The sequence below is a fragment of the Pedobacter sp. genome (assembly GCF_965279535.1).
Classification (GTDB): domain Bacteria; phylum Bacteroidota; class Bacteroidia; order Sphingobacteriales; family Sphingobacteriaceae; genus Pedobacter.
Window position 1 is genome coordinate 2,727,555 of record NZ_OZ257244.1, and the last position, 21,534, is coordinate 2,749,088.

The 21,534-nt window shown below is 38.9% G+C and carries 17 protein-coding genes; 8 read left to right on the plus strand and 9 right to left on the minus strand.

Annotated elements, in window-relative coordinates:
* Positions 1-10 precede the first annotated feature (10 nt).
* On the plus strand, positions 11-1,342 hold the full coding sequence (xylA, locus tag ACQY77_RS10985) for a xylose isomerase (RefSeq protein ID WP_421942094.1): 1,332 nt from the start codon (positions 11-13) through the stop codon (positions 1,340-1,342).
* 386 nt (positions 1,343-1,728) lie between these two features.
* Positions 1,729-3,405 (plus strand): sodium/sugar symporter, encoded by a 1,677-nt coding sequence (locus tag ACQY77_RS10990; protein ID WP_421942093.1) that lies wholly within the window; start codon positions 1,729-1,731, stop codon positions 3,403-3,405.
* Positions 3,406-3,862: 457 nt separating this feature from the next.
* On the opposite strand, the gene ACQY77_RS10995 is transcribed toward ACQY77_RS10990, so the two are convergent.
* From ACQY77_RS10995 to ACQY77_RS11025, 7 genes are all read right to left on the minus strand, one after another.
* Positions 3,863-4,246, minus strand: a complete 384-nt coding sequence (locus ACQY77_RS10995) for a hypothetical protein (RefSeq protein WP_090888120.1) — start codon at positions 4,244-4,246, stop codon at positions 3,863-3,865.
* A 4-nt stretch (positions 4,247-4,250) separates the two neighbouring features.
* Positions 4,251-5,483 carry an ABC transporter permease gene (locus ACQY77_RS11000; protein WP_421942092.1) on the minus strand — a complete coding sequence of 411 codons (1,233 nt, stop codon included), beginning with the start codon at positions 5,481-5,483 and terminating at the stop codon, positions 4,251-4,253.
* Positions 5,484-5,565: 82 nt separating this feature from the next.
* The gene (locus ACQY77_RS11005) at positions 5,566-6,204 is read right to left on the minus strand and encodes an MBL fold metallo-hydrolase (RefSeq protein WP_421942091.1); all 639 of its coding nucleotides are present in this window, start codon (positions 6,202-6,204) and stop codon (positions 5,566-5,568) included.
* 58 nt (positions 6,205-6,262) lie between these two features.
* Entirely contained in the window at positions 6,263-6,850 is a 588-nt protein-coding gene (locus ACQY77_RS11010; protein WP_421942090.1) for a gliding motility lipoprotein GldD, read from the minus strand.
* A gap of 90 nt (positions 6,851-6,940) precedes the next feature.
* Positions 6,941-7,687: a shikimate dehydrogenase family protein gene (locus tag ACQY77_RS11015; RefSeq protein WP_421942089.1), complete on the minus strand. Its 747-nt coding sequence runs from the start codon at positions 7,685-7,687 to the stop codon at positions 6,941-6,943.
* An 84-nt stretch (positions 7,688-7,771) separates the two neighbouring features.
* Positions 7,772-8,542: a phosphosulfolactate synthase gene (locus tag ACQY77_RS11020; protein WP_421942088.1), complete on the minus strand. Its 771-nt coding sequence runs from the start codon at positions 8,540-8,542 to the stop codon at positions 7,772-7,774.
* Between the two features lie 61 nt (positions 8,543-8,603).
* Positions 8,604-10,007, minus strand: a complete 1,404-nt coding sequence (locus ACQY77_RS11025) for a tetratricopeptide repeat protein (protein WP_421942087.1) — start codon at positions 10,005-10,007, stop codon at positions 8,604-8,606.
* Positions 10,008-10,256: 249 nt separating this feature from the next.
* Here ACQY77_RS11025 and ACQY77_RS11030 point away from each other — a divergent pair, with 249 nt between their 5' ends.
* Entirely contained in the window at positions 10,257-10,712 is a 456-nt protein-coding gene (locus ACQY77_RS11030) for a nuclear transport factor 2 family protein (protein WP_421942086.1), read from the plus strand.
* 357 nt (positions 10,713-11,069) lie between these two features.
* On the opposite strand, the gene ACQY77_RS11035 is transcribed toward ACQY77_RS11030, so the two are convergent.
* Entirely contained in the window at positions 11,070-13,580 is a 2,511-nt protein-coding gene (locus ACQY77_RS11035) for a M1 family aminopeptidase (protein WP_421942085.1), read from the minus strand.
* Between the two features lie 111 nt (positions 13,581-13,691).
* Between ACQY77_RS11035 and amaB the strand changes: the two genes are divergently transcribed.
* The 5 genes from amaB to ACQY77_RS11060 all read left to right on the plus strand — a co-directional run bounded on the left by amaB (position 13,692) and on the right by ACQY77_RS11060 (position 20,859).
* A complete protein-coding gene (gene amaB / locus ACQY77_RS11040) occupies positions 13,692-15,230 on the plus strand; it encodes an L-piperidine-6-carboxylate dehydrogenase (protein ID WP_421942084.1) in 1,539 nt (512 codons plus the stop codon).
* A 91-nt stretch (positions 15,231-15,321) separates the two neighbouring features.
* Positions 15,322-16,038: a 3-ketoacyl-ACP reductase gene (locus ACQY77_RS11045; protein WP_421942083.1), complete on the plus strand. Its 717-nt coding sequence runs from the start codon at positions 15,322-15,324 to the stop codon at positions 16,036-16,038.
* Between the two features lie 480 nt (positions 16,039-16,518).
* Positions 16,519-19,314 carry an outer membrane beta-barrel protein gene (locus ACQY77_RS11050; RefSeq protein WP_421942082.1) on the plus strand — a complete coding sequence of 932 codons (2,796 nt, stop codon included), beginning with the start codon at positions 16,519-16,521 and terminating at the stop codon, positions 19,312-19,314.
* A 5-nt stretch (positions 19,315-19,319) separates the two neighbouring features.
* On the plus strand, positions 19,320-20,102 hold the full coding sequence (locus tag ACQY77_RS11055; RefSeq protein ID WP_421942081.1) for a GLPGLI family protein: 783 nt from the start codon (positions 19,320-19,322) through the stop codon (positions 20,100-20,102).
* A 184-nt stretch (positions 20,103-20,286) separates the two neighbouring features.
* Entirely contained in the window at positions 20,287-20,859 is a 573-nt protein-coding gene (locus tag ACQY77_RS11060) for a Crp/Fnr family transcriptional regulator (RefSeq protein ID WP_421942080.1), read from the plus strand.
* Here the strand turns inward: ACQY77_RS11060 and ACQY77_RS11065 are convergent, their stop codons facing one another.
* Positions 20,860-21,474: an NAD(P)H-dependent oxidoreductase gene (locus ACQY77_RS11065; RefSeq protein WP_421942079.1), complete on the minus strand. Its 615-nt coding sequence runs from the start codon at positions 21,472-21,474 to the stop codon at positions 20,860-20,862. It lies immediately after the preceding gene.
* Between the last annotated feature and the right edge of the window lie 60 nt (positions 21,475-21,534).

Consider the following 21,534-nt stretch of genomic DNA (forward strand, 5'->3'; position numbering starts at 1 on the left):
TAAGAACACCATGAGTAAAGTAATTACAGGAACCAAAGAGTTTTTTAAAGGAATTGATCAAATCAAATACGAAGGCTTGGAAAGTGATAATCCATTAGCTTTCAGGTGGTACGATGCCAATAAAGTAGTGGCAGGTAAAACCATGAACGAACACTTCAAATTTGCATGTGCCTACTGGCACTCATTCAATGGTAATGGTGGCGACCCATTTGGTGGTGCCACACATGTTTTCCCCTGGGATGAAAAGAAAGACGCCGTTGAAAGAGCAAAAGACAAAATGGATGCCGCTTTCGAATTTATTACCAAAATGCAAATTCCATACTATTGTTTCCACGATGTTGATGTGGTAGATTATGGTGATGACATTGCCGAAAATGAGCGCAGACTACAAGCACTTGTAGATTATGCTAAACAAAAACAAGCTGAGAGTGGCGTAAAACTTTTGTGGGGTACAGCCAATTTATTCAGCCACAAACGTTATATGAATGGCGCATCCACCAATCCGGATTTCCACGTGTTGGCTCACGGCGCTGCTCAGGTTAAAGCCGCTTTAGATGCAACCATTGCCCTTGGTGGCGAAAATTATGTTTTCTGGGGAGGAAGAGAAGGCTATATGAGCCTACTCAATACCAATATGAAACGTGAACAAGAGCATTTGGCCAAATTCCTACACGCGGCAAAAGATTATGCTCGCAAACAAGGGTTTAAAGGGACTTTCTTTATTGAGCCAAAACCCTGCGAGCCTTCAAAACACCAGTACGATTACGATGCCGCAACAGTAAAAGGTTTCTTGCAGCAATACGACTTATTAAACGATTTTAAATTAAACCTGGAAGTTAACCACGCTACCCTGGCAGGGCACACTTTTCAACATGAGCTGCAAGTGGCAGTAGATAATGGCTTATTAGGCTCTATTGATGCCAACCGTGGTGATTATCAGAATGGCTGGGATACTGACCAGTTCCCTAACGACATTAATGAGCTTACAGAATCGATGTTGATTATTTTAGAAGGCGGTGGTCTTCAGGGAGGTGGCGTAAACTTCGATGCTAAAATCCGTCGAAATTCTACTGATCCTAAAGATTTATTCTACGCACACATTGGTGGAATGGATATTTTTGCAAGAGCCCTGATTACTGCCGACAATATTCTTCAGAAATCGGAATACAAAAAAATCAGATCCGACAGGTATGCTTCATTTGATTCGGGCAAAGGTGCAGAATTTGAACAAGGTAAACTTAGCCTGGAAGATCTAAGAGATTATGCAGCACAAAAGGGTGAACCGGAAGTGCGTAGCGGCAAACAAGAATATCTGGAAAACATTATCAACAGATACATTTAAAACCCACTTATTCTAAATGGTTAAAGCAATCGGCCGGTGAGGACAACGGCCGATTGCTTTAATTAATTTTAAGCAGATTTACCAGGGGTATTAATCGGGCATTACTGTAACAGCTCTGTCATATATCCGAACAAACCCCGAACGAAACCCGTACAAAGGCATAACTTATCATCATGCAAAGCGATATCTCTTACATAGCTATAGTGCTACAGGAATCAAATGAACACCAGAGCGATTGCAAATGATTTATAGTTACAAAGCTTATTTCCAGGTACTATTTCCAGATATCTTAATTCAATCAGAAACTGAAAAATTAAAAAACGTTAAAATAACGTATATTATTTCCTGATTTTATTACATTTAGCTTTCTAAACCAAATTTCCATAATGAAACACAACTTATTAGAGACGAAGGATTACATAGTTTTTATGGTCTACTTCGTTATTGTAGCGGCTTATGGCCTCTACATCTACAACAAGAAGAAATCTGCCTCTACCGGGTCTAAAGATTATTTCCTGGCAGAAGGTTCGCTTACCTGGTGGGCTATTGGAGCTTCACTGATTGCCTCAAATATTTCTGCTGAGCAATTTATCGGTATGAGCGGATCCGGATTTAAGATGGGGCTTGCCATAGCTACTTACGAATGGATGGCTGCACTAACACTGGTGATTGTAGCCGTTTTCTTTATCCCGGTATACCTGAAGAACAAAATTGCTACCATGCCGCAGTTCCTTCACCAAAGGTATAACGGTACAGTAGCCATGATTATGGCCGTTTTCTGGTTATTGTTATATGTAGTGGTAAACTTAACTTCTATCCTATACCTTGGCGCCCTTGCTGTAAGTAGCATTTCAGGCTTTAGCATTGATTTATGTATGTATGCCATCGCTGCGTTCGCCATTATTATCACCCTCGGCGGGATGAAGGTTATTGGTTATACCGATGTAATTCAGGTTTTCTTCCTGATTTTGGGCGGATTGGCTACTACCTACCTGGCTTTAAACCTTGTTTCTGAACATTATGGTACTACTGGTATCTTTAATGGCTATAGCCTGATGACCAGTAAGGCTTCAGAACATTTTCATATGATATTGAAACCAGACAACGAAAATTTCATTGACCTACCTGGATTAAGTGTTCTGGTGGGTGGTATGTGGATTGTTAACTTAAACTATTGGGGTTGTAACCAATACATTACGCAACGTGCTTTAGGTGCTGATTTAAAAACGGCCCGTGGCGGGATTCTTTTCGCAGCTTTCTTAAAGTTATTAATGCCGATTATTGTCGTACTTCCAGGTATTGCGGCTTATGTATTGTATAAAGATGGTGCTTTTCAAACCGAAATGCTTCAGGATGGTTCCGTAAATCCTGACAGGGCTTATCCGGTATTACTGAACCTTTTACCTGCAGGTTTAAAAGGTTTATCGTTCGCAGCCTTAACCGCAGCCGTAGTGGCTTCTTTAGCGGGTAAAGCCAACAGTATTGCTACAATTTTCACACTGGATATTTATAAGAAAGTACTCAAAACAGATGCCTCTGAAAAGAACCTCGTATTAACGGGTAAAATCGCAGTTATCGTTTCTATGGTACTGGGTGTGTTAATTGCGCCACACTTAGGCATTGATAAAAAAGGCGGCTTCCAATACATTCAGGAATATACAGGTTTTGTATCTCCGGGTATTTTCGCCATGTTCATCTTAGGGTTCTTCTGGAAACGCACCACATCAAATGCAGCTTTATTTGCAACCGTTGGTGGTTTTGGTTTGTCTTTATTATTGAAAGGCCTTCCTAACATGACCGATCTTTCCTGGTTATCGGGAATAGGCTTCTCTGTTCAAAATGCAGCAGGGGTATATGAGATACCTTTCCTGGATCGTATGGGTATAGTATTTGTTTTCTGTATCATCGGAATGGTGATCATCAGCTTATTCGAAAACAAAAATGGTGTGAATCCTAAAGGACTGGAAATTGATGCCAAAATGTTTAAAACTACAACAGGTTTTGCTGTAGGTGCATTGATTATTATTGGCTTATTAGTAGCGCTTTACGGAGTGTATTGGTAATATTTGGTACCAACATAAAATTATCAAAGAAATCCCTTCTATTTAGTGTAGAAGGGATTTCTTTTTGAAATTGCTGAGCTGGTGAATTGGTGAGGCGTTTAGACCCATAACCCACAACACATAACGCACAACAGATAAATAGGACTAGAGCTGAGCTGGTGAGTTGGTTAGGCGCTTAGACCCATAACCCGCAACCCATAACCCACAACAGATAAATAGGACTAGAGCTGAGGAGGTGAGTTGGTTAGGCGTTTAGTCGCTAGACCCATAACCCACAACACATAACACACAACAGATAAATAGGACTAGAGCTGAGGAGGTGAGTTGGTTAGGCGTTTAGTCGCTAGACCCATAACCCACAACACATAACGCACAACAGATAAATAGGACTAGAGCTGAGATGGTGAGTTGGTTAGGCGCTTAGACCTGTAACCCGTAACCCACAACACATTATTACTTATTGCGCACAAGGCCCATCTGGGATTTCCTTGCTAATTTTTACCACTTTCGTTACCACAAGCGTAGAATCAAAATCAGCTGAAACCACAGCGGTATCTGATTTAGCAAAGTAACCCTCCAGTTCTACATACACAGGTTCGTAAGGCTTTTCGAAATTGAGATTACTATAAGCAAGTTCCAGATTTTTCACACTATCGGCTACCCAATACTCCCTACCATCTTCACATAAGGTAAACGATTTCATTTCTGGCCCGAAGCTATACAGACCTTTAACCGTTTTAATATTACTCTTTTCACTAAGTGCATTATCCTTTCTTCTACAAGCTGTAGCGGCTACGCCTAGGAGCACAACAAATACCAATGCTTGTTTAAATAACCTCATGTTTTTATATCGTTTGATTGATTTGGTCTATCTTCTTAACACTTAAATTAGATGACAAAGCAGATGCCAAAAATGAAAAAATACCTACAGTTGCAAACACTAAAATGAAATCTTTCCATTTTAAAGCTATAGGATAAGAACTTACGAGCGTGGTATTATCTTCACCCATTTTTATAATCCCATAGGTGTGTTGGAAAAAGTAGAAAATTAGTCCGATAATTAGTCCCAGAATACATCCAGTCATGGTAATCATCATCCCTTCAAACAGGAAAATACGTTTTATCAGTGTCTTTCCTGCGCCCAAGCTACTTAAAATGGCAACATCTTTAACCTTATCGATAACCAACATGGTTAATGAGCCAATAATGTTAAATATGGCAATAATCAGAATGAAGGTCAGAATAATATAAACGGCCCATTTCTCGGTAGTGAGGATGTGGTATAATGACCGGTTTTGTTCTGCCTGATTTCTTACCTCATATGCCGGGCCAATTTTTTCGGCTACTGTATTTTTAAATTCATCAACATCTACTCCGGGCTTTAAATTAATCTCTATGGCCGAAACATTTTTCTCTTCCCCTAAAAGGTCTCGGGCAAAAGCCAACGGAACAATCATTCCATTATCGAATTCTTGCTGCACTTCAAAAACACCACTCACCCTAATGCTTTTAGCGATAAAATCATCTGCCGGATTAAGCGAATTTACAGACATGGTTTTCTTTGGAGAGAAAATTTCCAGTTCAGTAAATGGATCTACTGTATTTACGGCCAGATAGGCCTGCAAACCTGAACCGATTACTGCGCTTTCACCGCTTTTATTCTGAAGAACAAATCTTCCTTCCCTTATTGTGCTGTCTAACTTCTCGTTCTTGAGGTAATCTGTACCTACACCCTTTACCATGCCTACAGCCTGCTTATTATTGTATTTAAGCAAGGCATTTTCTTGCAAAACCTCTGTAAATGACAGTATTTCTTTATCCTTTTTCAGTTGTTGGAATGAAGGCGTTTGCGGATCAAAAGTTTTTCCCTTTGCCGGAGTAATCTCAATCTGTGGTGTGAAAGTATCAAACATATTGAGCACCACCGTCTCCAAACCGTTAAATACAGACAGGATAATTATGAGGGCTGCGCTTCCAACCATAACCCCCACCATAGATATACCTGAAATCACATTGATTGCGTTGGTTGATTTCTTCGCAAACAAATATCTTTTGGCAATATACAAGGAGGTATTCACAGCAGTAAAGATAGTTAAAAGGTTTAGGGTTTAGGCCTTATTGAATTGTAAACCCCTTTCACAATTTACATTAAGGTTTATTTTAGAAAAATGGATTATGTTGCTTCTCAAATCCAATCGAGGTTGAAGGTCCATGTCCGGGATAAACAACAGTTTCATCTGGCAATACAAAGAGCTTCTCTTGTATGTTTTTAATGAGCTGTGCATGATTACCACCTGGTAAATCTGTCCTCCCTATACTTCCGTAAAAAAGCACATCACCGCCAATTAAAAATGAATCAGCAGGGCTGTAAAAACACAAATGAGCCGGGGAATGTCCGGGTGCAAAAATAAATTCAAGGCTGCTGTTGCCGAAATTCACTTTTCCCGTTTCTGATAAAAAAACCTCTGGCAACGGGGATATCTCATAACGGGTAAAGCCCATGGATGGTGCATAACCCGGAACCGCCTGTAGAATTGGCAATTCGCCTTCATGAAATTGTGGTTTCAAGCCCCAGGTATCAAAAACAAATTTATTACCAAAAACGTGATCGAGGTGACAGTGGGTATTCAGCAACAATACAGGTTTTAAGCCTTTTTCTTTGATAAAATTGACAAGTGCATTCTGTTCTGTCCCTTCATACATTCCGGGGTCAATAATCACACATTCACCCGTTTCATCGTATAGCACATAAGTATTTTCGCTATACGCATTGAATGCAAATTTCTGTATTGTAATCATATTTATATTTTTTTAATCTGCAGTTTGATAGAAATGGCCTGTCCGGAAACTGACGCCATTAATTCTTCCACCTAAAACTTGCGATCAGGGTATCAATATCCGTTTTAATAAATTTTACTACCGGAGCAATTGAATCATACTGTGGGCGCTCATTAAAATAAAGCGCTCCCCTAAAATAATGCCTGGTACTATCTGTAAGGAAAAACTGTACAGATGAAGCCGTATTGCCTTCTATGGCGTAATAAATTCCATAAACCTTATGATTGGGATAATGAATTACTTTTTGATCGATCGCGCTTGCCTTGATGGTATGTTTAAAAGCAAGTTTCCTTGCATCTTCTACCATTTCATCGTATGCAGCTTTATCTGCCACGCCATAGTAAGTTAAATGCAGATACCCATTAAATTGCTTAAAGTGCAGATTAAACCAATCTTTTCGGGCATCTCTGCTTTTATCTGCTTCAAGTGTTGCATAAACCGGATATCTAAAGCTATATGGAACCGGATTTTCAAAAGTCTGATATTCCTTTTCGGGAAACTCTATCCTAAAGTAACCGCGTGGTTTTGGACTGTAATCATTGTTCTGGCAGGCAGCGATTAGCAATGAACAGGCAAAAGAAAATAAGATCAAATATTTTAAATTCATAGCTTTTAGCGCTTGTTTATTGCTTTATTGTTATCATTTAACCCTTACATTAAGCATTTTACAGGATTATCAATTAAAAATTCCCTTTACCTAGCAGTTATTCCAGATTGCCCAGGCCTTTTCCGCCTGTTGGTATAACATTTCTAATCCGTTTTTGATTTGTGCTCCCTGAACAGCAGCTTTAGTTAAAAACGCAGTCTCTAAAGGGTTATACACCAAATCGTAAGCTAAATGCTGAGTGCCTAATTGGGAATAATCTATTTCCGGATAGGTATCTACATGTGGAGACATCCCCAGTGGTGTGGTGTTAATCAGCAGTAAATGTGAGGCTAATATTTCGGGACTAATGTCCGAATATAATATGGCTCCCGGCGCTTCCTTACGTACCACAACCTGATAGCCAATACCCAGCTTTTCTAAAACATATTTTACAGCTTTGGCTGCTCCACCATCTCCAAAAACCAGGGCCTTCGTATGTTGGGGTTGTAATAAAGGCACTAACGAAGACTCAAAACCATAAGCATCAGTATTATAACCCTTTAAATAATTTTCACCGTCAAAACTTTTAATGGATATACAATTTACTGCTCCGATTTTTTCTGCCGCCTCGTCTACTTCATTTAAATAACAAAGGACATTAACTTTATGTGGAATGGTAACATTCAGGCCGCATAAAGAAGGATTTTCAGCGATTAAATCAGGGAGTTTTTTTATATCCTCAATTGGGAATAATTCGTATTGGTGGTCCTCAATGCCCTCGTTCAGAAATTTCTCTGTGAAGTATTTCTTAGAAAAGGAGTGAGAAAGTGGGTATCCAATTAAACCGTAGGTTTTCATAAGGCTATTTACGTTACTAAGGCACGAAACAAGTTCAAGGGGTACCTCAAAATTGCTTCGTGCCTTAGTATAACTGTATTATTTTTATTTGTTCGCTAAGTTCAAGAAATGATCGAAAGTATCTCCACGTAACCCTAAACGAATTGTTTCTAGCGGAATAACCTCTGCCGGGGCAATATTACCAAGATTTACATTAGCGCCAATCAATTTGATAAACCAAACCTGCTGTTCCTTTTGAGGAGCTTCCCAAATGATGGTTTCTTCCGGAATCTGTGTCAAAATCTCATCTACTAATCCTTCGCGCACTTCACCACTTCCCCTGTAAATACCAACATTCCCACCTTCGCGTGCTTCGGCAATTACTTTCCAGGATCCGGCCTGAATTTCTGCCTGCATCAGTTTTATCCATTTATAAGGGGCAAATATTTTTGCAGCATCTTTGCTACCAACTTCGGAAATCACTGTTACCTGTTGTGCCAGTTTGCTGATGTATTCGCATTTTTTATCGTGCTCAATCTCTATTGATCCATCTGAGACTTCGGCATATTCCATACCATACTGATCCAGAACACGCTGATAATCTTCAAACTGATTCCGAATAATGAATGCCTCAAATAATGTGCCGCCAAAATAAGTAGGAATACCGGCACTTTTATATAAGGCCAGTTTCTCCTTTAGGTTGGGGGTAACGTGTGACGTTGCCCAGCCCAGTTTTACGATATCTGTATGTACACCTGCAACTTCAATAAAATCTTCTACTTGACGGAGGCTTAATCCCTTATCCATAACCATGGTTACGCCTTTTTGACGTGGTTTAGCCGGACGTTCGGGAACGTTTAATAATGGGTAATTCATATGCCTACAAAAGTGAAAAAAATTTCGAGATTTTAAATGTCAAAATTTTCACACACTTATCCTACCTGATGTAACGGTTTATAACATTAATAATCGCACTGTTATCTTGCAGTTGCGGCAAGTACTCAAAAAGAATGTAATGTTTATCCGGATCTGTAGATAATGCAGTTTCCAGATACCCCAAGGCATCATTGTAGTTTCCTAAAGCAAACAAATAGGCTACCATTCTGTAGTATAATTCAGCAGATTCAGGGTTATTTTTAATGGCTTCGGCCATCGTTTCTGAGGCTTCGAGTAATTTTCCCTGCTCATAAAGTACAGTGCTAAAATCTAACCAGGCTTCAATATCAAGCGGATTAAACTCTAAAACCTTCTCATAAGCATCAATAGATTCATCAACCTGGCCCAGTTTATAATAGGCATCTGCCATAGCAAACCAGAAGTCTGGGTTCTCTCCATCTAAATCGATTGCTTTCTTATAAAAATGAAGGGATTCAAAATAACGTTCCTCAAAATTCAGCGTTACACCTATTCCAAACCATCCATCAGCCATTTTAGGATCCATTTTTACCGATTTCTTGTAATAAGACCGGGCTTCATCCATTTTCTCCAGCTTTTCATAACATTCGCCAATGGCACAATAGGTATCGGCATTTGGTGGTTCGTATTCAAAAGTTTGTTTATAAACTTCTATGGCTTCCTGATACTTGTCAAGCTGAACAAGCGCATTACCTTTATTAAAATAAGCAGAACTAAAATCCTCTTTAATTAAGATGGCATAATCGTAAGCATCGATTGCTTTCTCCCAAAGGCTCAATTTATGATAGCTGTTCCCTAAATTATACCAGGCGGCATAAGAGTAAGGATCAGTATCAATGTATTGCTGATAAAATTTAATGCTTTCTTCTTGTTTATCTAATACATCATAACAAAAAGCCAGTTCATATAAACCATCCTGGTTCTCCATATTCTGCTCTAAACTGAGCTTGATGTAGTTGATGGCATTTTCATAATCAGACATACTTTGGTAAACATAAGCCATCTGTAATAAAATCTCATCGGTAGTTTCGGCAAGACCCAATGCTTTTTCGTAATTTTCCAATGCTTCATCGTAACGTTCGGTATTTTGGAAAATATTACCCCTTAACAGATAAATATCTGGCTCAGAAGGCTCTAAAAGCTCTGCCTTTTGCAAAGCAATAAATGCCTGCTCATGATTATTGGTCAGTATGTAAAGATGGGCCTGCTTAATTAAAAAGACCGTTGCATAAGGATGCTGACTAATGGCATAGTCTACCACCTGCAGCGCTTTTACCGGATCATTTTTTTCGATATAAAAATCTACAATGTATTCAAATGCATGTGCATCGAAAAAATATTGGTCCTTATTGCGGAGCATTTCTTCATAACGTTCAACAGAGCGTTGCGCATCTTCGTTGGATTCAAAAAAGAATTCTTCTTCCATATATATTACTATTAAAGAACCGTGCCAAATAGCAGAATAACACCATATAAGTTTACAATATTTAATTATTCGTTTTAGAAATAATTATTAACAACCAGGCTAAAAAAAGACGTAATTAATTGAAAATAAAGCCCTTTACCTGTAACTAAAATGTGTGGATAATCCAAAGTTTTTTACAACATCGCGGTATCTTGTCCCTTCTTTCACAAAAATAGTATAAATTTATTGGAGTAACGTAACCAACAAGTCATGAAAAAAATGCTGCTTTTTGCCCTGTTTTGTATTGCAATTACCCCAAAATTGGTCGCACAAACCAATGAAGAGGACGCTATAAAACAGACTATAAACAACCTCTTTACCGGAATGAAGCAGGGTGATAGTACGATTGCCAGGTTGGCTTTCGCCGATAATTGCATCATGCAAACCATCAGTACAAAAACCGGAACAGCCACAATAAAAACAGCATCTATCAAAGAGTTTATCAATTTTATTGGCACAGCGGATAAAGAAAAATTTGATGAACGGATTGTATTTACTAAAATATTAATTGACGGGCCCCTGGCTGTGGTTTGGACCGATTACAAATTCTACGTGGATAATAAATTTAGCCATTGCGGTGTTAATTCTTTTCAATTGGTAAAAGGAGATGCAGGCTGGAAAATTGTCTATCTGATTGATACCAGAAGGAAGGAAGGGTGTGGGTGATTAGTATCGAGGATCAAGACAAGGCGCATGAGGAGCAAGGAACAAATAGCAACGAGCGAGGATTAAGCATCTAAAAGGGCAATACTGGATAGGCACAATGTCTAAGTACTATAAGAGTATCAAGATACCAGTATTAAGTATCAAGACAGCGATGGCATGACTACGCACAATGTCTAATTACTAACGACTATGTACTAAGTACTATAGGAGTATCGAAAAACTAGTATCAAGACTTGAATGCACGAGGGGTAAGGAATAAGGAGCAAAGATTGAGCGCCAAAAAAAAGCACTTACGACTCAGACAAAAAAAGCCCCATAGTTTTAAATCTACGGGGCTACTATATTTAGAAATCTGCTCTATTCTTTCACAAGATCTGCGGATGCTTTTTTGAAAATTTCAGCTTGTTTATTCAGGTTTGCTTTTGCTTCACCACTTACAGCCGCAGCCTGTTGTGCTTTTCCCTGTGCAGTTTTGCTATAAGCAGCTGCAAGTTGTTTGCTTAAATAGGCTTGTAATTTTAATCTTTCAATGGCATCATTTATATTTTTGACGCCTTTTTCTGTTACAGCAGGATTAGTATTTCTGCCTAAATATTGAAAATATGCACCAACTACGTCGAAAACTTTGGACCTGTCTCCGGTTTGCATCACATTTTCGAAAAACGACTGATGTTCGTCTTTAGCATCGTTGATATAAATTTCGGCTACATCGCCAGCAATGTGATCCTTTGTATCCGGATCCATCGCATTGATGGCTGCTTTACCTTCTTGTGGTGCTAACTTAGCCAGGGCAGATAGAGAAGCACCAATCACTTTGTAAGACCTGTCTTTTACTCCGGCTGCAAATAACGACTTGTAAGCTTGATCTCCGGTTTCTGCAAGCTTAGCAATTGCTGTAGCCCTAACCTCAGTTTCTTTATCGGTTTTGGCCAGTTCTAAAATAATGGGCAAAGCTGCAGCTTTTATTTGTGTGTCAGCTAAATTGAGTCCGTCAATACTCAATGCGCGCAAATCTGCCGATTTATCCTTAAGGCCTGCAAGCAAAATCTGTTGTCCGCTTGCAGCTTTACTTTGCATAATAAATTGTAAAGCTTCAATTCTATTGGCATAACTCGGTGCATTTTTGTATTGAAAATAATATTGCTCAGCGGTTTTATTGTCATTGATTTCGCCGACTAAAATTTTATCTACATCAAAATCAATCAGCTCCGGCTTACTTGCTACATCAAAACTAAAGCGCTGCTCCCGGCTATTAATCAGGATATCTTTTCGGATCTTTTGTCCGCCTGCATAAATATCTATCTTAATGGGTAAGCTGAAGGTTTGCACGCTGGTATCCTGCGTCTGTTTTACCTTAATAGTTGCTTTACCAGCCTCATAGCCATAATCAATGCTCAACACAGGGTGACCGCCATTGTAGTACCATTGATTAAAATAAGGGCTCCAGTCCCTTCCGCTTACCTCTTCTAATGCTAAACGCAATTGATGTGTTTCACCATTTTTGAAGGCATTGGCTGTTAGATACTTGTTAAGGCCTTTAAAAAATGCTGCATCACCCATTTGATTTTTTAAAGCATATAGAATGATAGATCCCTTGGCATAGCTGATATTATCGAACATATCTTCCTTATCATTGTAATGGAAACGGGCTAATACCGGGCTTATTCCATCTTTGGTAGAACCTAAATAGGATTGAAGTTTTTCGTAGCGGGATTTATCCTCTGCATCCTGACCGGCATCATGCCCATGCCAGATTACTTCTCCAAAAGTGGCAAAGCTTTCGTTCATGGTTAAATTGCTCCAGGATTCTGCGGTTATGTAATCGCCAAACCATTGATGAAAAAGCTCATGTGCTATTGTTCCTTCTTCATTCCCATCTAAAAGCTCTCGATCTGTTTTTTGCACATGCTCACCATGCAGGGTAGCCGTAGTATTTTCCATTGCTCCGGAAACATAATCTCTTGCTACCACCTGTGCATATTTATTCCAGGGATAATCTACACCTAAAATATCGCTGTAAAACTTCATCATATCAGGTGTTTTTCCAAAAATCTGTTTGGCATAAGGCGCATACTTAGGTTCCAGGTAATAATTCACTTCCTTACCTTTATAAGTATCTTTTGTAATGTTGAATTCTCCCACTGCCATCATAAACAAATATGGCGAGTGTGGTAAATCCATCTTCCAGGTATCAGTACGCAAGCCATTTGCGGCCGGTTTCTGACTGATTAGCTTGCCGTTTGAAAGTGTGGTATATTTAGATTTCACGGTCATCGAAATTTCAGCAGTTGTTTTCTGATCTGGCTTATCAATGGTGGGAAACCAGGCCGAAGAAGATTCAGTTTCGCCCTGTGTCCAGATTTGAGTCGGTTTATTTTTGTCTGCACCATCTGGATTGATAAAATAAAGACCTTTCGCATCAGTAATGGCTGCACTTCCCTTCACTTTCAATTCATCAGGCTTTGCCGTATAAGCTATGTAAACCGTATACTTTTCTACATTGGTATAGCGCTTATTGAGGGTAATCGAGAGTTTATTATCGTTGTAAGTATATTTCAAAGGTGTATTCCCTTTTGGCCCCACTAAGGCCACCGCTTTAATGTCCATCCCCTGTGCATCGAGGGTTAATGAATCTGTTGGATAGAAGTGCGGCTTTAATGTTACCCATTCTTTGCCATACAGGTAGCGTTTAGCATAATCAAAAGAAACATCTAATTTAGTATGTATCAGATCATTAATTTTAGTTTCTGTTACCCTGTAAACGGATAAATTATTTGTGGATTGAGCCTGTTGATTTTGTGCGAACAGCGCATTTGAAAATAAAGCAGCTGCAATCAGCACGCCACAACAGAAATGTTTTTTAGTCATGTATTGAATTATTTGATCTTAAAGCAAGATATTAAGAAATGTGACAAAGTAAAGGCTCAAATGTAGCAGGCATTCTTTTAATTTTTTGTTTTTTTGTGTAAATCGTACGATATGAAAGCAGAAATTCAGTCCATTTTAACCCAGTTGGGCATTCGGCCAGAAAATGCAGCTTATAGCACTGGTAGCAGCTGGGGAGGTGATAATAACGCTCAGCTCAATAGTTTTTCTCCTGTTGATGGTGAAAGCATTGCTAAAACCAGCGTTGCAACTGCGGCAGATTATGAAATTATAATCGCCACAGCGCAAGAAGCTTTCGCTACCTGGCGCCTGGTACCTGCCCCTAAACGGGGAGAGATTGTTCGTCAGTTTGGCGATGCGCTAAGGGCAAATAAAACTGCGCTGGGCACACTCGTTTCATATGAAATGGGTAAGAGTTTACAGGAAGGATTGGGTGAGGTTCAGGAAATGATTGATATCTGCGATTTTGCCGTTGGTTTGTCTCGTCAGTTGTATGGATTGACGATGCACAGCGAACGCCCTCAGCATCGCATGTATGAGCAATGGCATCCACTGGGCATTGTTGGCATTATCTCTGCCTTTAATTTTCCGGTTGCCGTATGGAGCTGGAACGCCGCATTAGCCCTGGTTTGCGGCAATGTTTGCATTTGGAAGCCTTCAGAAAAAACACCGATTACAGCCGTTGCCTGTCAGCATATTATTGCACAGGTTTTTAAAGCTAATGGCGTTGCCGAAGGTGTTTGCAGCTTAATTAATGGCGATAGAACTGTAGGTGAACTCATGACCCATGATACTCGTGTAGCTTTGATTTCTGCCACAGGATCTACCCGCATGGGTAAAGCGGTAGCCGCAGCAGTTGGCGCCCGATTAGGAAAAAGCCTGTTAGAACTGGGCGGTAACAATGCCATTATCATTTCTGAACATGCCGATTTAGACATGAGTTTAATTGGAGCAGTTTTTGGCGCTGTTGGTACTGCCGGACAAAGATGTACCAGTACCAGAAGATTGATTATCCATGAAAGTGTTTATGATACTTTTAGTGCGAAACTTGTAAAAGCTTACAGCCAGTTACGAATTGGGGATCCTTTGGATCAAAATAACCATGTTGGCCCATTGATTGATCAGGATGCGGTAAGCGCTTATCTCGATTCTATAGAAAAATGTAAAGCGGAAGGTGGAAATTTCATTGTAGAGGGTGGCGTTTTAACTGGCGAAGCTTACGCGAGTGGCTGCTATGTAAAACCATGTATTGCAGAAGTTAAAAACGATTTTGCCATAGTACAGCATGAAACCTTTGCTCCGATATTATATTTAATTAAGTATAAAAATTTAGATGAAGCCATAGCTTTACAAAATGGTGTTCCTCAAGGTTTATCTTCTGCTATTATGACCTTGAATTTAAGGGAGGCAGAGCAGTTTCTTTCGGCAAGGGGATCTGATTGCGGTATCGCCAATGTGAATATTGGAACATCAGGAGCAGAAATTGGCGGTGCATTTGGCGGAGAAAAAGAAACCGGCGGTGGCCGGGAAAGTGGCTCTGATGCCTGGAAAGCTTATATGAGACGTCAAACCAATACTATTAATTATTCGAATACACTGCCTTTAGCACAGGGCATTAAGTTTGATTTGTAAAATCAACAATAAAAAACTGAACCTTCAGAAAGCAGTCAATCAGTTTTTTTCTGATAACTTTTTTTTGAGGTTTAATTAATTTAAAACAACAATGGAAAATATTTCAGGAAAGAACGCCTTAATTACAGGTGCAGGAAAAGGTATTGGAAGAGCTATTGCTATAGCATTGGCCAAAGAAGGTGTAAATATTGCCCTTGTAGGCAGAACTAAAAGTCATTTAGATGCTGTAGCTGCTGAGCTAAGTGCTTACGCTGTTAAAGTTGCGGTATCTACTATGGATGTGGGCCAAATTGAATCTGTAAATAGCGCAGTTCAGCAAATACAATCAGAATTGGGCTTTATCGATATCCTGGTCAACAATGCCGGGATAGGAAAATTTGGTAAATTCTTAGAATTGGAGCCCACTGAATGGGAAGAGATTATTCAAACCAACTTAATTGGAACTTATTATGTAACGAGAGCTGTTGTACCTCAGATGATCGAAAAACAAACTGGCGATATTATTAATATCTCTAGCTCTTCGGCTTTTAGTCCGGCAGCAGTAACCAGTGCTTACTCAGCTTCAAAAGCAGCAATTAACGCCTTCTCTACATCTTTAATGCAAGAAATGAGGAAGCACAATATTAGAGTAACAGCTTTTGCACCTAGCACTACTGCTACGGATATGGCTATTGAACTTAAGCTAACGGATGGAAATCCTGATAAAGTAATGCAACCCGAAGATCTCGCAGAATTGCTCATCTCACAACTCAAATTAAACAGAAGAATTTTCGTGAAGGATGTAGCCGCCTGGTCTACAAATCCGTAGGTTAAAATTAAGTAATTAGCACTTAGTCTTTAGTATTAAGACATCTTGCTTATCCGGCATTTGTCTTAATACTAAAAAATTTTCCGCACCAAAACTGAAGGAAAGTACTTAGTACTTAGTCGTTAGTAGTTAGACATTGTGCCTAGTCATGCCATCCCTGTCTTGATACTTGATACTAACATCTTGATACTCTTATAGTACTTATTCATTAGTAATTAGACATTGTGCCTAGTCATGCCATCGCTGTCTTGATACTAGCATCTTGATACTTTTCCAGTACATCGGCCTTTAAGCATCCAGTCTTTGTTCCTTGCTCTTTACTCCTTGCTCTCAAATCCTGTCTTGATACCTGATACTAACCTCTTGATACTACATCTTGATACTAACATCTTGATACTGAAAAAAAATGTTAAAAAAGGTTAAAGCACAATAAATAACTAAATAGTTAGTTTATATTAGATCCGCAAAACAAAAATCTACATGAAACGTACTCTACCAATGTTGTATTTTGTTTTCCTTTTTAGCAGTTTTGTTAAAGCGCAAACACTGCACAATATTAAAGGACGAACGATAGACACCGCCTCAACCTCTTTATTATCTGGCACATCCATTGCCATTTTAAATGCTAAAGACTCTACGCTGGTTAAGTTTACCAGATCCACACAGCAGGGTCAGTTTGAACTTACCAACATTAAAAACGGCAAGTATATTTTGCTCGTTTCCTATCCTAAATATGCCGATTTTGTGGATCATTTTACACTGGATTCTACCAAAAAAGACATTGATTATGGAAAGATCAACTTAACAGGAATGGCGAAAATCCTGGCCGATGTAATTATTACAGGAAACCGGAATGCCATTAAGATCAAAGGTGACACCACCGAATTTGATCCTAAAGCTTTTAATATTGAGCCTAACTCGAAAGTGGAAGACCTGATTAAACAGTTTCCAGGTTTTCAAATAGATAAAGACGGAAAAATTACCGCACAGGGAAAAAGTGTTCCTAAAGTATTGGTAGATGGGGAAGAATTTTTTGGAGATGATCCTACATTGGTAACCAAAAACCTCCGGGCAGACATGGTGGAATCGGTACAGCTGTACGATAAATCCAGCGATCAGGCCAGTTTCACCGGAATTGATGACGGGGAAAAAACCAAAACATTAAACATTAAACTTAAAGAAGATAAAAAGAACGGTTATTTCGGAAAACTTCAAGGCGGATATGGTACAGATGATTTTTATACCGGACAGGCCATGTTTAATAAGTTTTGGGGTAAGAAAAAATTCTCTGCTTACGGCATATTGGGGAACAACGGAACAGTTGGCTTAGGATGGGACGACCGGGATAAATATGGCGGTTCGGGAAATATGCAAATCAGCGACGATGGAGGAATTTACTTTAGCATGGGTGGTGATGATTTCGAATCTTATGACGGGCAATACAGTGGCCAGGGTATTCCGGTTTCGAGGACAGGTGGCCTGCACTTTGATAGTAAATGGAACAAAGACAAGGAATCGTTAAACACCAATTATAAAGTAGGCGCTATCGGTGTAACCGGAAACCGGAATACCATTAGTCAGAACACCCTGGCCAATGGAATTAACAACAGAATATCCGATCAGGTGTTCGACAATGATATGTTCAAACAGAAACTTGATGCTACTTATGAAATCAAGTTGGATACGACACTTACCCTGAAAGTAAGTATAGATGGATCTTTAAAAAACAGCTCAACTTTTGACGACTATTTTACCACGACAACCCGTGAGGATGCTACACGCTTAAATACTTCCAAAAGAACATTAAGTAATGAAGCCGATGATCAGGCGTTTAACTTAAATGCCTTTATTACTAAGAGATTAAGAAAAAAAGGTCGCACTTTATCGCTTAACCTCAATCAATCCTTCAACAAAAACACTTCCGAAGGTTACCTTAATTCAACTAATAGTTTTTTTAATGTTAACGATCAATTGGATAGTATCAGAAACATCGACCAGTATAAGGTAAACCTGATCGCCAATAATGCTTTCAAATCCAATTTGGTTTATACAGAGCCTTTTAGTGAAAGTTTTTCTGTTATTGTTAATTACGGATTGAGCCTGATAAATGGAAAATCTGACAGAAGATCATATAATAAGCTGGCTGGCGATGCATATGATGTATTGGACACTGTATTCAGCAACAATTATGAGCTGGATCAAGTAATCAATCAGGCTGGAGCTATTTTCAACTATAAAAAAGGTAAAACGGTTATCAACTTTGGTTCTAAATTTAGCGGTGTAAATTTCAAACAAATGGATGTATTTCGCAATAGAACATTCAACAGAAATTTTGTGAATTACATGCCACAGGCTTCCTACCAATATCGTTTCAGCCAGCAAAAATCATTTAGGTTGAGCTACAATGGCAATACCAGTCAACCATCTTTAGATCAAATTCAACCTATCAGGGTAAATACAGATCCATTAAACGTATTTGAAGGTAATCCAAACTTAAGGCCATCTTTCAGAAGTAGCTTCAATGCCAATTACAATTCTTATAAGGTGTTAACCAACCAATCCATTTGGCTCAATGCGTCTTATAGCTTTACTGCTAACCCGATCATGAGTAATGTTACTACCGATGCAACGGGAAAAAGCACTTATCAATCGATCAACCTCAGCGACAAGATGCCTTCTAATTATTATTTCTATGGTAGCATAGGCAGAAAAATTAAACCCCTTGACATGAATCTGGGACTCAACCTCAATTTCAGTGGAAATTCATCTTACAATTATATTAATCAGGTATTGAATAAAACACAAAACTATGTATACAGCGCCGGGATTGATTTTAACAAATACAAAGAAAAAAAGTATAGCTTTTACGGTAATTTTGGCCCGAGTTACAACGTAACTACAGCATCTATACAGCAATCACTTAATAGCAATGGCTGGGGTTTAAGCGGATATTTAGAGGGATCCGTTCAACTGCCCGGAAAATTTGAAATTACTACCGACGCCCAGTACCAATACAATGGAAAAACACAGGCTTTTAATGAAAATTTTGAGCGTTTTCTCTGGAATGCGGCATTAAACAAAAAGTTTTTCAAGAGTGAAAATTTAAAAATCTCAGTTTCTGGCCGCGACTTATTAAACCAGAATGTGGGCTTTAACCGCTCTGCCTATAATGGGAATATTAGTCAAAGCAGTTATACTACCATCCGCCGGTACTTCCTGCTATCCGTAATCTGGGATTTCAATAAAATGGGTGGAGGTGCTCCAAAACAAAATTAACGATCATGAAAAAAATACTCAAATATCTTATAATGTTAGTCGCTCTTTTGACTAATATGAACCTCCTTGCCCAAAACGCTCATTTTGTAGAAAATGGGGTAATTGAATTCGAAAAAAAATCGAACATGTACGCCATCATCAAAAAGAAAATTAAAGATCGGGATGAGTCTTATGTTCAACAGGCATTTGATCAGTACAAGAAGAACAATCCTCAGTTTAAAACAGCAAAAAGCACCCTCAGTTTTACCAAATCAAAAAGTGTATACAACTGGCCTGCAGTAAATGAAACCATGAATAATAGCTGGTTCGCGAGTGATGTACTGGCAGATTTAAAAAACACCATAGTTACCGATTTCGATAGTCAGACGAGCATTACGCAAAAAAGCATTTATGAAGAAAATTACCTGGTGAAAGACAGTGTAAGAAAAATAAATTGGAAGATAACCGATGAAACCCGGGATATTGCCGGTTACGAATGCAGGAGAGCCAATGCATTGATTATGGATTCAATTTATGTGGTGGCGTATTATACCAATCAAATTGCAGTGTCTGGCGGCCCCGAATCTTTCACCGGTTTGCCCGGGATGATTTTAGGCCTGGCTCTACCGCACGAAAATATCACCTGGTTCGCCACTAAGGTTACAGAAGTAGCAATTCCGGATAAAGATTTGCTTCCGCCAACTAAAGGCAAACCGACAGACAATAAAGGCCTATATAAAATATTACTCGAAGCCATGAAAGATTGGGGCGAATACGGCAAATCACAACTGAAGGCATTTTTGTTGTAAAAGTAGTATGGAGTAGTTAGTACCAAGATGTTAGTATCAAGTATCAAGATAGCGATGGCACGACTAAGCACAATGTCTAACTACTAACGACTAATTACTAAATATTTTAAAATATCAGATCTCATAACGCGTTGCTGCTGGGGTTTACTTGCTTCTTGATACTAATTATTCGATAATTGTATATATGTACAGCGCACTATTTGACCATATCAAAAGATTTACAGTTTTAAGCGAGGATGAAGAATTAATGCTTTCTCACTTGCTTAAACCTGTTTCTATAAAGAAGAAAGCTTATTTGCTGGAGCAAGGGCAAATTTGCAGAATGAATTATTTTGTAGTGAATGGGTGCCTAAGGTTATTTTTCATCGACATTAAAGGAACCGAACAAACCATACAATTCGCCATCGAAAACTGGTGGATTACCGATCACACCAGTTATCAATTTCAGCAAGCATCACAATTTTTTATCCAGGCAGTCGAAAACACTGAAGTTATTGCGATTGAACACCATTTACAGGAAGAAATCTTCGCGAAAATTCCTAAGCTGGAAAGGTATTTCAGATTGGTACTCCAAAAAGCTCACCAGGCTTCTCAAATGCGGATAAAATATCTCTACAGTCAAACCGCAGAAGAACGTTATCTTCATTTCAGTAGTCTTTACCCTGGTTTTGTTCAACGTATTCCACAGAAAATGCTTGCCTCTTATCTTGGCTTTACACCAGAATTTCTAAGTAAAATCAGGGCTAAAAAAAGCTAATTATGCACTAGCTGCTAAATCCTGCTGCAGAAAATTTTGCCTCAAATGTGCTTCATAACGTTTCAGGTCGCTGGCTATATCTGCATTTTTCTCCACATCATGAAAATGGATGCCATCAATTCTGCTCATACCTGTAAAAGCATTCATCCGATGAAACCCAAATAAAACTCCATCATCTACATTGGTTTGCATGAAGAACTCATTGGGTAAAGTAAAGGCTTCCTCAGGTGCATTCCATGAAGAGGTAACCATATATTTTCTGCCATGAAGCATTCCTCCTGTGCCATAATTAATTTTCGGGTTGGCAGATGAACGGCCATCGCTTAAATAAATACCATTTTGATGCCCTTCAGTAAATACCACATCAATATATTGCTTAAACCCATGAGGTACCTGGAACCACCAAACAGGGGTATGGTATATAATTACATCTGCCCATACATATTTTTCCACCTCTGCCTTTGGATCGTATTTATCATTGATATTTGTTGTTTTAACTTCAAAACCTGGCTCGTTTTCGAAAAATTGTGCTGTTGCAGCGGCGATGGTTTCATTAAACCTGCCACCTGAGTGGCCAAACTTCTGGCCTCCATTGATGATGAAAATCTTTGTCATATCGATTATGTTTTTTTGACATCACAAAATTAGCGCAAGTTTAACTATCATTAAAATAAG

Coding starts and splice junctions, on each gene's coding strand:
- ACQY77_RS11035 (WP_421942085.1), bottom strand. CDS start 13,580: ATGACTAAAAAACATTTCTGTTGTGGCGTGCTGATTGCAGCTGCTTTA.
- ACQY77_RS11065 (WP_421942079.1), bottom strand. CDS start 21,474: ATGACAAAGATTTTCATCATCAATGGAGGCCAGAAGTTTGGCCACTCA.
- xylA (WP_421942094.1), top strand. CDS start 11: ATGAGTAAAGTAATTACAGGAACCAAAGAGTTTTTTAAAGGAATTGAT.
- ACQY77_RS11050 (WP_421942082.1), top strand. CDS start 16,519: ATGAAACGTACTCTACCAATGTTGTATTTTGTTTTCCTTTTTAGCAGT.
- ACQY77_RS10990 (WP_421942093.1), top strand. CDS start 1,729: ATGAAACACAACTTATTAGAGACGAAGGATTACATAGTTTTTATGGTC.
- ACQY77_RS11010 (WP_421942090.1), bottom strand. CDS start 6,850: ATGAATTTAAAATATTTGATCTTATTTTCTTTTGCCTGTTCATTGCTA.
- ACQY77_RS11030 (WP_421942086.1), top strand. CDS start 10,257: ATGAAAAAAATGCTGCTTTTTGCCCTGTTTTGTATTGCAATTACCCCA.
- ACQY77_RS11020 (WP_421942088.1), bottom strand. CDS start 8,542: ATGAATTACCCATTATTAAACGTTCCCGAACGTCCGGCTAAACCACGT.
- ACQY77_RS11060 (WP_421942080.1), top strand. CDS start 20,287: ATGTACAGCGCACTATTTGACCATATCAAAAGATTTACAGTTTTAAGC.
- amaB (WP_421942084.1), top strand. CDS start 13,692: ATGAAAGCAGAAATTCAGTCCATTTTAACCCAGTTGGGCATTCGGCCA.
- ACQY77_RS11055 (WP_421942081.1), top strand. CDS start 19,320: ATGAAAAAAATACTCAAATATCTTATAATGTTAGTCGCTCTTTTGACT.
- ACQY77_RS11015 (WP_421942089.1), bottom strand. CDS start 7,687: ATGAAAACCTACGGTTTAATTGGATACCCACTTTCTCACTCCTTTTCT.
- ACQY77_RS11005 (WP_421942091.1), bottom strand. CDS start 6,204: ATGATTACAATACAGAAATTTGCATTCAATGCGTATAGCGAAAATACT.
- ACQY77_RS10995 (WP_090888120.1), bottom strand. CDS start 4,246: ATGAGGTTATTTAAACAAGCATTGGTATTTGTTGTGCTCCTAGGCGTA.
- ACQY77_RS11045 (WP_421942083.1), top strand. CDS start 15,322: ATGGAAAATATTTCAGGAAAGAACGCCTTAATTACAGGTGCAGGAAAA.
- ACQY77_RS11025 (WP_421942087.1), bottom strand. CDS start 10,007: ATGGAAGAAGAATTCTTTTTTGAATCCAACGAAGATGCGCAACGCTCT.